Source organism: Flavobacterium lindanitolerans, assembly GCF_002846575.1.
Taxonomy (GTDB): domain Bacteria; phylum Bacteroidota; class Bacteroidia; order Flavobacteriales; family Flavobacteriaceae; genus Flavobacterium; species Flavobacterium lindanitolerans.
The window spans coordinates 27,708-41,609 of record NZ_PJND01000012.1 but is presented as its reverse complement, the minus strand read 5'-3'; the positions used below and the strand labels follow the sequence as shown (position 1 = coordinate 41,609).

14 protein-coding genes are annotated in these 13,902 nt (G+C 36.6%); 6 read left to right on the top strand and 8 right to left on the bottom strand.

All coding sequences use genetic code 11. From position 1 onward, the window contains the following. Positions 1-56: 56 nt before the first annotated feature. The 6 genes from B0G92_RS16130 to B0G92_RS16105 are packed head-to-tail and all read right to left on the bottom strand — an operon-like array spanning position 57 to position 6,324. On the bottom strand, positions 57-1,388 hold the full coding sequence (locus B0G92_RS16130) for a DUF58 domain-containing protein (protein WP_101473009.1): 1,332 nt from the start codon (positions 1,386-1,388) through the stop codon (positions 57-59). 17 nt (positions 1,389-1,405) lie between these two features. Then, positions 1,406-2,422, bottom strand: a complete 1,017-nt coding sequence (locus tag B0G92_RS16125; RefSeq protein WP_056072942.1) for an AAA family ATPase — start codon at positions 2,420-2,422, stop codon at positions 1,406-1,408. Positions 2,423-2,434: 12 nt separating this feature from the next. After that, complete coding sequence (locus tag B0G92_RS16120) at positions 2,435-3,655, bottom strand: DUF4350 domain-containing protein (protein ID WP_101473008.1); 1,221 nt, start codon at positions 3,653-3,655, stop codon at positions 2,435-2,437. Further along, positions 3,655-4,413 (bottom strand): DUF4129 domain-containing protein, encoded by a 759-nt coding sequence (locus tag B0G92_RS16115; protein ID WP_101473026.1) that lies wholly within the window; start codon positions 4,411-4,413, stop codon positions 3,655-3,657. Before B0G92_RS16115 ends, B0G92_RS16120 begins: the two co-directional genes overlap by 1 nt. Continuing rightward, positions 4,406-5,359, bottom strand: a complete 954-nt coding sequence (locus B0G92_RS16110; protein WP_101473007.1) for a hypothetical protein — start codon at positions 5,357-5,359, stop codon at positions 4,406-4,408. Before B0G92_RS16110 ends, B0G92_RS16115 begins: the two co-directional genes overlap by 8 nt. Further along, on the bottom strand, positions 5,356-6,324 hold the full coding sequence (locus tag B0G92_RS16105) for a stage II sporulation protein M (RefSeq protein WP_101473006.1): 969 nt from the start codon (positions 6,322-6,324) through the stop codon (positions 5,356-5,358). Before B0G92_RS16105 ends, B0G92_RS16110 begins: the two co-directional genes overlap by 4 nt. A gap of 20 nt (positions 6,325-6,344) precedes the next feature. Between B0G92_RS16105 and B0G92_RS16100 the strand changes: the two genes are divergently transcribed. Next, on the top strand, positions 6,345-7,088 hold the full coding sequence (locus tag B0G92_RS16100) for an RDD family protein (protein ID WP_101473005.1): 744 nt from the start codon (positions 6,345-6,347) through the stop codon (positions 7,086-7,088). A gap of 148 nt (positions 7,089-7,236) precedes the next feature. Beyond that, positions 7,237-7,839 carry a trimeric intracellular cation channel family protein gene (locus B0G92_RS16095; protein WP_056072929.1) on the top strand — a complete coding sequence of 201 codons (603 nt, stop codon included), beginning with the start codon at positions 7,237-7,239 and terminating at the stop codon, positions 7,837-7,839. A gap of 1 nt (position 7,840) precedes the next feature. On the opposite strand, the gene B0G92_RS16090 is transcribed toward B0G92_RS16095, so the two are convergent. Next, positions 7,841-9,652, bottom strand: coding sequence for a T9SS type B sorting domain-containing protein (locus B0G92_RS16090; RefSeq protein WP_101473004.1), 1,812 nt, complete (start codon positions 9,650-9,652; stop codon positions 7,841-7,843). A gap of 133 nt (positions 9,653-9,785) precedes the next feature. Here B0G92_RS16090 and B0G92_RS16085 point away from each other — a divergent pair, with 133 nt between their 5' ends. Both B0G92_RS16085 and B0G92_RS16080 read left to right on the top strand, forming a co-directional pair. After that, complete coding sequence (locus B0G92_RS16085) at positions 9,786-10,763, top strand: GNAT family N-acetyltransferase (RefSeq protein ID WP_101473003.1); 978 nt, start codon at positions 9,786-9,788, stop codon at positions 10,761-10,763. Then, a complete protein-coding gene (locus tag B0G92_RS16080; protein WP_101473002.1) occupies positions 10,760-11,857 on the top strand; it encodes a DegT/DnrJ/EryC1/StrS family aminotransferase in 1,098 nt (365 codons plus the stop codon). Before B0G92_RS16085 ends, B0G92_RS16080 begins: the two co-directional genes overlap by 4 nt. On the opposite strand, the gene B0G92_RS16830 is transcribed toward B0G92_RS16080, so the two are convergent. Then, a complete protein-coding gene (locus B0G92_RS16830) occupies positions 11,854-12,033 on the bottom strand; it encodes a hypothetical protein (RefSeq protein WP_235498607.1) in 180 nt (59 codons plus the stop codon). The genes B0G92_RS16080 and B0G92_RS16830 overlap by 4 nt on opposite strands. On the opposite strand from B0G92_RS16830, the gene B0G92_RS16075 reads away from it, so the two are divergent. Together B0G92_RS16075 and B0G92_RS16070 are read left to right on the top strand one after the other, a co-directional pair. After that, positions 11,951-13,150, top strand: coding sequence for an O-antigen translocase (locus tag B0G92_RS16075; protein ID WP_245867929.1), 1,200 nt, complete (start codon positions 11,951-11,953; stop codon positions 13,148-13,150). The genes B0G92_RS16830 and B0G92_RS16075 overlap by 83 nt on opposite strands. Before the next feature lie 17 nt (positions 13,151-13,167). Next, positions 13,168-13,902 (top strand): glycosyltransferase, encoded by a 735-nt coding sequence (locus B0G92_RS16070; RefSeq protein WP_101473000.1) that lies wholly within the window; start codon positions 13,168-13,170, stop codon positions 13,900-13,902.

The following is a 13,902-nucleotide window of genomic DNA, read 5'->3' as shown; positions in this document are numbered from 1 at the left end:
TCGAAAGTCAAAAGTCGAAAGTCCTAAATCAAAAATCTTAAATCAAAAATCCCAAATCATAAGATTCCCCTTGCCTTAATCTCCAGATATTTATTAATTGTATCTAAGGTCAGGTTTTCAGGCTGGGTCAATACGGAGTGGATTCCATATTTTTTCAGTTCGTTTACAATCAGTCGCTTTTCAAATGCAAATTTTTCAGCAATTACCTTATCATATACTTCCTGTATAGTGACTGCTTTCGAGTTGATAATATCGTTTAATTCTGTGTTTTGGAAAAATACAACCACCAATAAATGGTTTTTGGCAATTCCTTTCAGGTAAGGAAGTTGGCGGTGCAAACTGTCGAGCGTTTCAAAATTAGTATACAGAATGATTAAACTTCTGTGGTTGATATTTTTCTTTATATCGACATACAAGCGGCTATAGTCGCTTTCAAAGAAATCAGTTTTGACATTGTAAAGATTTTCAAGAATTTGATGCATCTGCGAAGAGCGCCTTTCGGCAGCAACGCGGTTTTCTACTTTTTTAGAAAAGGTAAACATTCCGGCCTTGTCCTGCTTTTTTAAAATGACATTGGACAGAACCAGTGTTGCATTTATGGCATAATCTAAGAGGCTGAGTCCGTTAAAGGGCATTTTCATGACACGTCCCTTGTCAATAGCCATATAAATAGACTGTGATTTTTCATCCTGGAATTGGTTGACCATCAAGGCATTTTTCTTGGCGGTCGCTTTCCAGTTCAGCGTGCGGATATCATCGCCCTGTACATATTCTTTAATCTGTTCAAATTCCATTGTATGGCCAATTCTCCTGATTTTCTTTACACCATATTGGAATAAATTGTTGGAAAATGCTATCAGGTCATATTTTCTCAATTGAATATACGACGGATAAGTAGGAACCATCTGGTTTTTATTGAATGTAAACCTTCTGGAAACGAGTCTTAGCGGTGAGAGTACATAAATGTTCAGATTTCCAAATACATATTCACCTCTTGAAGTCGGACGAAGATAATATTGGATATCGTCCTGTGAGGAGGCCTTGATTCTTCTTTTTATTCCAAAATTGCGAATCTGAAACTGTTCCGGAATTTCGTCTATGATTTTTACGCCAATTGGGAAGGTATAGTAGTTTCTTATTGTAACTCCAATAGGATTTTCATCTCCGTTTGACAGTTTTTCGGGTGCGATTCGGGTGCCTTCGATTCCATGTTTGGCGCTAAACAAAATCAGTATGTCAAGAGCCAGAAAGCCTAAAAGTATCAGCAATAAATAGCTGGCGGCGTTGTAAAGTGCCGGAAAAATAAAGGCAACGCAATACAAGAATCCCACGCCAATCAGCGCGTAAAAAAAGAAATTGTTGATGTATAATTTTTTAAGCAGTTTCAACGGACGTAACTTTTAAATTATCTTGGAATTTCGATGGCTTCGATGACCTGTTTGATGATTTCGATACTGGTGATGCCTTCCATTTCACGTTCCGGAGTTACGATAACTCTATGTTGTAAAACAGGAATAGCGGCTTCTTTAATGTCTTCCGGCGTTACGAAATCTCTTCCGCGGATTGCGGCATATCCTTTTGCCGCGTTTAAGATGGCAATAGAAGCGCGAGGCGAAGCACCCAAATACAGGAAAGCATTTTCACGCGTATTGATAACCAGTTTGGCGATATATTCCAAAAGTTGCGGCTCAACAATAATCTGCTTTACCAAAGACTGATATTTCTGGATTTCTTCTGAAGATAATACTGTTTGGATATTATCCAATTTTCCATGATTTTGTAATTGGTGTTCTTTCTGGATGATAAGGATTTCTTCATCCAGCTTTGGATAGTCAATATTGATTTTGAACAGGAACCGGTCCAATTGAGCTTCCGGCAGGCGGTAGGTTCCTTCCTGTTCGATAGGGTTTTGGGTTGCAATTACCAGGAACGGTGCTTCCATATCATAAGTAATTCCGTCCATCGTAATTTGACGCTCTTCCATAACCTCAAACAAAGCGGCCTGAGTTTTGGCAGGAGCCCTGTTAATTTCATCAATCAGGACAAGATTGGAGAAAACAGGCCCTTTTTTGAATTCAAATTCTGACTTTTTTAAGTCGTATACAGAAGTTCCCAAAATATCTGACGGCATCAAATCCGGCGTAAACTGAATCCTGCTGAAACCAATGTTTAGGGTTTTGGCAACCAATTTTGCGGTGATTGTTTTGGCAACTCCGGGCACACCTTCCAACAGGACATGTCCGTTTGAAAGAATGGCAACCAAAAGCTGGTCAATCATTTTGTGTTGTCCTACAATGACGCTACTGATTTCCGCCCTTATTTTTTCGATACTCTCCTGTAGCTGGCTCAAATCTATTCGGGATTGAAAATTTACATTCTCAATTGGATTTACATTCGGATTGTGTGCTGTATTTTCTTCCATTTTGTAATTGGATTATGTTTCTTGACTGTTTTTTTCTTTGGCGAGAATTTTCTCTATGGCTGTATTCAAGGCAATCAGGTCGCTTTCAATACTTTGATGGTAACTCTTTCTGCGTTGGTTGATAAGATAGACTACTTTTTGGATGTCTTCTATTTTCTTGCCGGATTTTTGCTGGAGTTTCTTTTCAAAGTTTTCATCCAGAACTGTAGTATCCAACAAATAATCGTTTCTTATTTTTTCGAGGAAATATATGATTTTCTTTTCAATTATGTTATCGTGATTTCCTTCCTGGAAATATAAGTTGCCAATGGTCTTTGTAAAGTCTACGGTAGTGTTTTCCAAAGGTTTTATAATAGGGACAATTCGTTGTTTTCTTTTTGCATTAAATATGAAGAAAACAATCATACCCAGCAAGAAAATATACCATGCCGCTTTTAATGCCGGTTGACTCAGGATATAACGCATTGGAGAACCTGAAACGATTTCTCCCGACTGATTTTTTAAAAGCCAGAATACTTCACCATCGGTATAGCTTAAGACCTTGGCGGCATATTCCGAATGATTGTCTTTTAAAAGATGATAGTTGGTGAATACAACAGGTTGCGTATGCAGATAGAATTCCCCTTTGCCATAAGGCACTTTTATAAAATCGACCAGTTTTTCCTTGGTGTTTTCATGATATCCGAGTACTGTCGTATTTAAAGTGTCAATTTTTTCAAAATAGGAATTTCCGGCACCTACGGAAATATCGTATTTTTTCTGGCCCAAATGCGGGTTGGCCAATGAAGTGAAAATAGTATCCCGACCCATAAATTTTGAAGAATAGCTAAATTTTAGGCTGTCCATCAATTTTTGAGGAAATGATTTTGAACTGATAAAAATTTTATTGCCATGTTGGGCAAAGTATAAAAGTTCTTGTGTCGATTCGTCATCAATCATATATTGGTCAGAAACAGAAAGAATCGTTCCACGAATAGTATATGTATTTACAAGACTGTCATAATCATATTTTGGTTCAAAATATTGATAGGCAGTCTCTGTGATTCGATTAACTTTTTGTCCGAATAAGGCAGGAGCCTCCTCATTAAAGACATACAACCCGAAAGGGATTTTGTCTTTAATGTCATAAGTTGGTGTCCAGTTGATGGGCTTTGGACGGGTAACGTCAATATAAACAATGCCTACCAAAAGCAGTACCAAAAACACGATATATATTTTGATAGTCTTGTTCATTATAAAGTTTTTATTGTTTTTTCAAACGATTGTATTGCCTGGGAGAACGTTTCTTCCCCTAGCTCAAACTCACCATACCAAATATAGTTGTACAGGTAAGAAAGATAGGCAAAGTCGTTTCTGAGCTTTTCGTTTTTTATTTCATAGAGATAGTCAGAATTTGTTTTTTCGATATCCCACTCGATTATTTCTTTTGAAGCGAGTTCTTTCAGAAGCCACAAATAATAATAGCGTATTACCAAACGGTTTTCACCCGATTTTACCGCTTCTTTTATCAGTTTTTCAAAATCTACCAGATGGAGGTTCTTTTCGATTTCGTCATAATGGATGACTTTCTTGTCAGACGATTTTCCAAATATCCATTGTCCTTCGTCATTCATAATTGCTTTTACGATGAGGTAGATTACAAACAGGATGACAATGACTGCAAGTATTTTTAGTATTAATTCGACGGCAGACATTGAAGCTTCGTCATTCCCCAGGCTGAAAATTTTATTATACCAATAGGCGAGCCACTCCTTGAAACGTTCCCATGCGCTTTTTCCTTTGGATTTTGGTTCATAATCAAAACTGGAATCGCTGTATTTTTCTTTAAAATTGGAAAAAGAACGTTCTTTTATTTTTGTGGAGTCAATAATATCTTTTTCAGAAAATTTTGAAGCTACGGTAACCGAATCCGTTTTGGCAACAGAAAGCGAGTCCTGTCCGAAAGTATTCAGGCAGAAGAAAAATAAAAATATGTAAAGCAGCTTATTCAAAATTTGTTCCGATAGTGTCAATTTCACCAAAGGTGGAGTTGTTTTCATCATGTTCTCTTCGGCTATAGTAAATCAAGCCCTGATTGACAATTAGGAGGTTGTTTAATATGTAGTTAGCCAGAATTGCGATGACAAATAATATGGTCATCAGGATTCCAAAAGTGGAGAAGGCATCCTGTGTAGGTGCGGTTGAGCCGCCTTCAATTGAAGAGAAAAGCAGAACCATTGCAATTACATAAGGAATCATTGAAAAGATGGTTAATATAATCTGAATAATCATATACATAAGCATGGTAACACCCACAATTGGCCAGAACTGCTTTTTTAGATAACTAATGGCATTACCCAGTGAAGTGAAGTAACCATTCTCAGTATTCAGGTAATCAAAGAATGCCAATGTAATCAAACTGGAAATGGCCGGAAGTGCAATTATCATCAACGGTATTCCGATAATAATGAATGAAAGAAACAGCAAGACAATAAATAAGATTGCCACAGCCGGAATTATTACAAATAGGGAAATAATAAAGAATAAGAGAATTTTTCCGGTTTTGTTTTTTAGGCCGTTTATTATATCTCTGGTGTCAAAACTACTTCCTGAATTTTTATCATACAGGTCAAGATAGACAATCGGATAAGCAAAATTCAGTAATGAGAGAAAAAGAGACAGCAGTATAAATCCGACAAGTGAAGTGATAAACAATCCCAGGTTTTCGTTAAAAAGCTTGTCTATAGGATTGTATCCTGTATTGGTATTCTCGAATGTAGAAAAAATAGCCTCAAAATAAATTTTCGATAGAAAATAAATAAAAACCACTAACAACAGCAGAAAAATCCCGTTGATGACAAAATAGTTTTTAAGGAAATGTTTTCCATCTTTTTTGAAAAAAGAGAAAGTGTCGTTAAGGTAGTCGTTAAAATTTCTTTTCTTGAATAAAGTTATCATTTGGCGGATTGTATTTTTTTATTGACTATAAAAGGAAATATGAGGAAATAAAAAGAAATCAAGGATAAGGTAGATAAGATGATAAACACATTCAGCCAGTTAGGCATTTCGAGTGAATAGCGGGTTACAAAGCCTTCCAGGATTCCGGCCCCAATAGTAAAAGGCATTGTTCCTAAAAAGATTTTTAAGCTGTTTTTAAATCCTATTTTAAACGAAGTCATCCGGGAATAGGTCTTTGGGAATAATATCGAAGCACCTAAAATAAATCCGGCAGCAGCTTCAATAACAATGGCAAAAATTTCCATTGAGCCATGAATCCATATTCCTCTTACGCTTTCCCAAAACACGCCCTGTTCATAGAAAAAATATTGAAAAGCACCCAGCATAATACAGTTTTGAATCAGTATGTAAAAAGTTCCAAGTCCTGCAAAAATACCATAGAGAAAACACCTTAGGCCAACATATAAGTTGTTTAGCGTGATTCCAATTGTCATACCCCAATTGCTTCCGTCTTTGTAAATAGCGACCGGGTTACCATCTTTGATATTACCCAAAGTTTTATTGACATAATTATCCCCTAAAATAAGCCTTACAAAATCGGGGTCATATTTGGCCGAAACCACACCAATTGCAGTGGTCAGAAAGAAGAGGAGGAATGCATACAGAACATACCTTCTGTATTGGTAAACCAGTAGCGGAACTTCTGTAGAAAAAAAGTAGACAAACCTGTTGGTTTCTGTTCTTTTTGTCTTGTAAATTTTTTGGTAAATCTGTGCCGCCAGATAGTTAAGATAGACAACGGTCTTGCTTTTAGGATAATAAGTTTGTGCATAAGACAAATCGTTGACCAAATGTATATACAAACTGGCCATTTCATCAGGATTTTTTTTAGCTTTACCGAAAATTGCTTGTTCAAAATCAAGCCATTTTTCTTTATTTTGCTTTATGAATGCAATTTCTCTCATTGGAAGCTAAAATATAAAATATGACACAATTATCTATAAATACGACTCAAAATGTCAATATTAATTTTACGGCGGCTTCAATAGGTGACAGGATTTTGGCTTATCTCCTTGATTTTTTGGCAAAAACGGCATATCTGATTGTCATATATTCTGTGTTTTTTTACGGTTTGGGAATCAATAAGCTCATGGATAAGATGGATGATTGGTCTCGAATTTCAATATTGGTGCTGTTTTACATGCCGGTTGCTTTTTATTCGCTTCTTTTGGAGAGCCTGCTTGAAGGCCAAACATTAGGCAAAAGGCTGCTTAAAATTAAAGTGGTAAAAATAGACGGTTATCAGGCTTCTTTCGGCGACTATCTTATGCGATGGCTTTTTAGAATAATTGATGTCAGTTTTAGCAGTGGTATAGTAGGATTGGTTAGCATAATAGCCAGTGAAAAATCGCAAAGGTTAGGAGATATGGCGGGAGGAACATCGGTTATTACGCTAAAAAATAACATCAATATTAACCATACCATTTTGGAAGAAATTGATGTCAGCTATGTACCCACTTATCCTCTGGTTATAAAATTAAGCGACAACGACGCCCGAATTATTAAAGAAACTTTTAATAGTGCAAGGGCAAACAAAGATTATCATATGATTACGCGATTGAAGACAAAAATCGAAGATGTTACAGGAATCAGAAACCAGTCAGGTAATGATGAAGATTTTATTAAAACGATTTTGAAAGATTATAATTACTATACGCAGAAAATGTAGTGGATAGTTGATAGTTGATAGTGGTTAGTCGAAAGTTGGAAGTCGAAAGTCAAAAGTCGGAAGTCGAATGTCAAAAATCATAAATCCCACATCATAAATCTCACACCATAAATCATAAATCCCAAATCCAAAAATTCACAAACTACACATGTTTTATCTTTTAGATATAATCGGAACTATGGCTTTTGCGCTTTCCGGCGCTTTAACGGCAATGAATAAAAGGCTCGACCCTTTTGGAGTTTTTATTATCGCCTTTGTGACAGCTGTTGGTGGGGGAACTTTAAGAGATACGCTAATAGGTCGTACTCCTGTGGGCTGGATGCGTGATTTGAATTATGTTTACTTTATTATAGCAGGTTATTTCCTCGCCATCATTTTCAGAAAGAAACTCGACAGGCTGCGAACCTCATTGTTTTTGTTTGATACGATAGGATTGGGCGTTTTTACGTTAATCGGACTTGAAAAGGGATTGGATACGAATCTTCATCCGATAATCTGTATTGCTTTGGGAACGATGACGGCTTGTTTTGGAGGTGTAACAAGAGATATTCTTTGTAATGAAATACCCGTAATCTTCAGAAGGGAGATTTATGCCACGATTTGTATTGTTGGCGGGATTTTATTTTTCATCCTCAAGCATTGGAATCTGGATAATGATATCCTTTATGTAATTACTTCCTGCGTGATGATTTCGCTACGACTTCTGGCTGTTAAATTCAAATGGTATCTTCCGGCATTAAAGCAAAACTAAATTATCTTGTCAGGTATACATACCCTGTCAGCGGTGTTTTATAATCAGGGTCGTTGAGGTCAAGTACATAATAATAAGTGCCATCCGGAAGGTCATTTCCGCCAATTTGGATGCCTTTGGTTGCCTGGCCATACCAGTTTTCAGTATTGTTATTTCCCGTCCAGACCAAAGTACCCCAACGGTTGTAAATAGAAAGCTTGAAGTTTACAAATATATCTCTCAGCCCTCTTATAAAGAAAAAATCATTCCACCCGTCGTCATTAGCCGTTACGGCGTTATAAACTGTTGGCGGACAGTTTTTAGTGTCCAGCAAAAAGGAAGTAATACTATAGCAATTTTCATCTTCTATCCTAACAAAGATTTCTTTTGGTGTAGAAGAAGCAACATAATGGTTTGTGTTAGGAATTGGGTTTTGGTTTGCCTGTGCTTCTTCTTGGGAATTAAAAAAATGGACAACATGGTCTGGGTCAACTTTTACCATTTCTTCGTAATGTGAAAAATCGAAAGTGCCTTTTTTTAGTCCTTCATTACAGGCCAATATTTTATCAAGCAGATTAAATTCCGGCGAAACCAGCATAGAAATCGAAACGGAAAACTCATTGTTCGTTTCGTCTAATTCGGTTACAATTCCGGTACCGTTTCCGGTATCATCAACTACAAATTTTAAAGTGAAATCATTTGGAATTTCATCAGGTATGGTCAGGAAAATAGTATCGCTATAGCTGCCGCCAATAGGAATTGGCGGAACAGTCAGGGTTTGCTCAATCAGGTTTCCGTCTGCATAAATTGCAATTGGAACTTCGGCCCTTAAAGGATTTGTACTATCTAGATTGTATACGGTATAATCAACCATAATCCTTCGCGAATTGCATTCCAGTGCTACATTGTCTATAGAAATAGTGGCATCGGGAAGCTGATTGTTCAGTTTGGTAAGGATAGTGCTTATCATTACAAAATCCTGTTCCGATGTTAGCTGGATTTCTACAGATTCATCATTAATCTGAATGTAATTCTGGATTTCATATACATCCAGGTCCATGTTGTACAGGGTTCTGGAATTGGTAAAAGAATTAGTGCCGTTAAATGCATTGTTGGCAGGATTTAAGGCATTGCTTAGTATGTGTCCATTGATTTTTAAAGACTCTGTAAATCCTGCGGTAGGCAAATTTACGTCACCTTCCCAGGCAATAAAGCCTATTTTTGAACCGGCATTGTCAATTACATTCAGGCTATTTAGTGTTAATGTCAGGTGATTTTGTGTTCTTGAAACACCTTGCAGACCATCATATACATTGATTTGGTTCAGCGGAAAGCTTTCATTTTTATAAATGATTACAATTGCCCAACCTGCAAAATTTGTACGATTGTTGCAGTAATGGTTCGCATCTAAAAAGGGAGATACATCTAAATCAGACAGGGTATAGTTTCCGTTTCCTGTAGAAAGTATTTGGGAGGTAACATCTGTAAAGGCACAGAAATAGTCAAGGTCGTTCTGGAAGTAGGCGAAGTTTCTTTCAGAAGTAATGGGAACACCGTTTAAAACCACGTTCCAATCGCCGGTTCCCGAACCTGCCCAGTACAGATATGCTTTTTCAATCTCATCGTTAACACCCATGTTTAGGGTTGCGGACGAAGAGGTGGTGATGGTACAAAAATTATTGAGATTGTTCTCGGAGGTGTTTAATGTATTTCCAATGATAGTAAAATCATAACGTCCGTTGAATTGCCTGAATAAAGCTACATCCTGTGCAAAGGCGGCACAGGAAAAAAAGAAAAGGACAACAAAATTTCTAATTTGTAGTTTTAGATTCACCCGATAATCAATTGAAAGATATAAAGATACTATTTATTTACAATAGAGTATGTTAACAAAATAAAATTAGCTTTAACGAATGGTTCAATCATATCCAAAAAATTAGTACTTTTCCAAAGCATAAAAACAAGCCGTGAGAAACTATACTGTCAGGAAATATCAAGCTGGAGACTATCTTAATTGGAATGCTTTTGTGGCTAATGCCAAAAATGCTACCTTTTTGTTTCATAGAGATTTTATGGAATATCATAGTGACAGGTTTCGTGACTATTCCCTTGTGGTTTTAGATGGTGAAAACTGGATTGCGGTGTTGCCGGCAAATGTAGTGGGAGATACCGTATTCTCACACCAGGGGCTCACTTATGGAGGTATAGTCTGTGATGTAAAATTGAAACAGTCCATGATGCTCCTTATTGTAAAAAACATAATGCAATATCTTGAAGCTGCTGGAATACAGAAACTCCATTTTAAGATGATGCCGTCTATTTATTTTGACTATCCTTCAGACGAACTTAATTATGCCCTGTTCTTGGCAGATGCAAAACTGACAAGAAGAGACGCCTTATCTGTTATTGATAATTCGAGACCGCATAAGATTTCCCGTGCCAGAAGAGCTTGTGTACGCAGAGGACAACAATTAGGGTTGACCATAAAAGAAGAGCCTAATTTCAGGCTGTTCTGGGATGAAATTCTTATTCCGAACATTTCTGCAAAACATGATGCCAAACCGGTTCATACGGTTGAAGAAATTGAAAAACTCCATCGCTTATTTCCGGAGAATATCCGACATTTTAATGTGTATTTTGAAAGAAAGATAGTTGCCGGAACTACCATTTTTATTTCTAAAAATGTTGCACATCCTCAATATGTTTCTGGTCAAAATGAAAAAAATGAACTGGGTTCACTTGATTTTCTATACAGCCATTTGATTCTTGAAGTGTTTAAGGATAAAAGATTCTTTGATTTTGGTATTTCAAATGAGGAAAACGGACGAAAACTTAACGAAGGCCTTATTTTCTGGAAAGAGAGTTTTGGTGCCAGGACACTTACACAAGATTTTTATGAAATCGCTACTTCCAATTATGACAAGCTAGAAAATGTTTTGATATGATAAAATTTCTGGATTTAAAGAAAGTAAATCAGCCTTATGAACAGGCTTTTCAAGATAAGATGAAAACTGTCATGGATAAGGGCTGGTATATTCTAGGTGATGAAATCAAGGCATTTGAAACTAATTTTGCCCACTATTGCGGCACAAAATATTGCATTGGCGTTGGAAACGGACTAGATGCTTTGGTACTGATTCTTAAAGCCTATATACAATTAGGAAAACTCCAGAAAGGAGATGAAGTAATCATTCCGGCAAACACCTACATCGCCAGTATTTTGGCTGTGCTTCAGGCAGACCTGATACCCGTGTTGGTCGAACCCAATTTGGAGACGTACAATCTGGACCCTAACACCGTAGAAAAAGCCATTACATCTAAAACAAAAGCGATTCTGCCCGTTCATCTTTACGGACAATTGGCTCCAATGAAAGAAATTAATACGTTGGCAAAACAGAACAATTTGCTTGTGATAGAAGATGCAGCTCAAAGTCATGGTGCTGTTCTGTATTCTCAAAAATCAGGAAACTGGGGCGATGCCGCAGCATTTAGTTTTTATCCGGGAAAGAACCTGGGAGCTTTAGGCGATGCGGGAGCCATCACAACAAACGATGATGCGTTGGCAAAGATGATTTTTGCAATCCGTAATTATGGTTCCGAAAAAAAATATGTCCATGACTATATTGGTATAAATTCACGTCTGGATGAATTACAGGCTGCTTTTTTGAGTGTAAAACTGCCAAATCTGGATAAAGAAAATGCGGTAAGGAAAAAAATAGCGGAACGTTATCTGTCAGAAATTAAGAATGATAAGATAAAACTGCCTTTCTTTGATGGTACGCAAAATCACGTTTTTCATCTTTTTGTAATCAGGACTGCAAACAGGGAAGAATTACAAGAGTATTTGTCAGCCAATACCATCCAGACCCTGATTCATTACCCAACGCCGCCACATCATCAAAAAGCACTTTCTTATATGGGTGATTTGTCATTTCCAATTACGGAAAAAATCCATCGTGAGGTTTTAAGTCTGCCTATAAGTCCGGTAATGACAGACGAGGAAGTAAGTTATGTAATTGAAATAATTAATAAATTCTAATTGGTTTCTGTAAAGAAAATAGTAGGGTCTTCGCTATTCAAGGTAACTTCTTTGAACAGTATCAGCGTAATCATAAAGCTTCTGATAGGCATAGTGTCGTCAAAGGTTGTTGCTGTTTTTTTAGGAGCTCCAGGCATGGCCCTGGTAGGCAATATGCGAAACTTTTTTTCGTCCATCGAAACAATAACTACTTTGGGTTTTCAGAACGGAATTGTAAAATATACTGCTGAAAACAAAGATGATGAAGACCGGTTGAAAAGAGTAATTTCTACTGTTTTTATAGCCCTATTAGTGTCTTCTGTACTCTTTGCTCTGGCTCTTTTTATCTTTAGCAATTTTTGGAACAACCAGGTTTTCGGAGAGCGAAATAATTATGGTTTTGTCATTTCAATTCTGGCGATTTCAATTCCGTTTTATGTGTTGAATGTTTTTTTTACAAGCATTCTGAATGGTTTCGGGAAATTTCATAAAGTAATTTACATTGCTATTTTTGGAAATATCATCGGATTGCTCATTTCCGTGATTCTGATATGGAAGCTGAATATTGCCGGAGCCTTGATTTCGATTGCAGCCACACCTGCACTACTTTTGATAGTTGCCTATTTGTACTTCAGGTCACTGATGAATGTGCGGGAATATATCCATTTCCGTTACTTCGATTTTGACGTTATCAGAAACCTGTCTTCATTTTCATTGATGGCTTTTGTGTCAGGATTCTTTGGTCCGTTGGTTTATCTGAACATAAGAAATAATGTCATTGAAAAGTTAGGAGAAGAACAAGCCGGATACTGGTCTGCAATGGAAAGGATTTCTTCCAATTATCTGTTGTTTATTTCGACATTGCTAACAGTTTATTTCCTTCCAAAACTTATAATGGCTGTCAACAATCACGAAACTAAAAAAGTGTTTTACAGCTACTACAAAACAATTTTGCCGCTTTTTATTTTTGTCGCTGCGATTATTTATATCCTTAGAGACTTTATTGTTAAATTACTGTTTACAAAAGAGTTTTTACCGGTTGAAGACTTATTTCAATGGCAACTTATAGGCGATACCTTCAAAGTAGCTTCGATGATTTTAGGGTATGAATTTTTTGCAAAAAAAATGACATTGGCTTTTATCGTAACAGAGCTCATGTCTTTGGGAGTTTTATATGTGTCCAGCATCCTTTTTATTGACGTCTATGGTATTGAAGGTATTGTTAAGGCCCATGCTTTTACGTATGCGTTCTATTTTTTGGTGTTGGGAGTTTATTTCAAAATTAAAATGAAGCCTGTCGGCAGTGGGTATTAATGTCTAAACAAAACTAAATGAATCAGGCCCTTTTTATCATACCATTTTATAATGAAGGAAAAAGAATTTCATTTGATTCTTATCGGGAAATCATCGATGCTTCAAAAGAAATAGATTTCCTTTTGATAAATGACGGAAGTTCTGATGATACTTTGGATATATTAAACAGGCTTTCTGAGGAATTGCAAAACAGTACTGTATATAGTTTATCTCAAAACTCAGGTAAGGCTGAAGCGATAAGGCAAGGCATATTACACAATCCAAAAGAATACGAATATATTGGCTATCTCGATGCAGATTTTTCGACTCCGGTTTCTGAAATGATAAAATTACTGGACTATGCGAAAAAAAACAGGGATATTGATATTGTTTTGGGAAGCCGCGTAAAGCTTCTGGGAAATGAAGTGGTAAGGTCACAGGCAAGACACTATTTCGGTCGAATCTTCGCCACCATAATCAGTAAGCTGATTTTACGTGTTCCGGTTTATGATACGCAATGCGGAGCAAAAATCATTAAGGGCGATATAGCAAAAAAACTATTTGATAAACCATTTCTAACCCGATGGATTTTTGATGTTGAAATGCTGTTACGATATAAAATGAGCTATTCCGATTCGTTGGCAACTGTCAAAGAATTTCCTTTAGAAATCTGGATTGAAAAAGGAAATACTTCCATAAAATTAAAAGAATTCCTGATTTTTCCATTTCAGATTCTGAAAATATACTTCCATTACGATAAGAAAAAAGGGTAG

Excerpts from the sequence above, each read along its gene's own strand:
- B0G92_RS16125 (WP_056072942.1), bottom strand. The coding sequence starts at position 2,422 with ATGGAAGAAAATACAGCACACAATCCGAATGTAAATCCAATTGAGAAT.
- B0G92_RS16120 (WP_101473008.1), bottom strand. The coding sequence starts at position 3,655 with ATGAACAAGACTATCAAAATATATATCGTGTTTTTGGTACTGCTTTTG.
- B0G92_RS16110 (WP_101473007.1), bottom strand. The coding sequence starts at position 5,359 with ATGATAACTTTATTCAAGAAAAGAAATTTTAACGACTACCTTAACGAC.
- B0G92_RS16105 (WP_101473006.1), bottom strand. The coding sequence starts at position 6,324 with ATGAGAGAAATTGCATTCATAAAGCAAAATAAAGAAAAATGGCTTGAT.
- B0G92_RS16100 (WP_101473005.1), top strand. The coding sequence starts at position 6,345 with ATGACACAATTATCTATAAATACGACTCAAAATGTCAATATTAATTTT.
- B0G92_RS16095 (WP_056072929.1), top strand. The coding sequence starts at position 7,237 with ATGTTTTATCTTTTAGATATAATCGGAACTATGGCTTTTGCGCTTTCC.
- B0G92_RS16080 (WP_101473002.1), top strand. The coding sequence starts at position 10,760 with ATGATAAAATTTCTGGATTTAAAGAAAGTAAATCAGCCTTATGAACAG.
- B0G92_RS16830 (WP_235498607.1), bottom strand. The coding sequence starts at position 12,033 with ATGGACGAAAAAAAGTTTCGCATATTGCCTACCAGGGCCATGCCTGGA.
- B0G92_RS16070 (WP_101473000.1), top strand. The coding sequence starts at position 13,168 with ATGAATCAGGCCCTTTTTATCATACCATTTTATAATGAAGGAAAAAGA.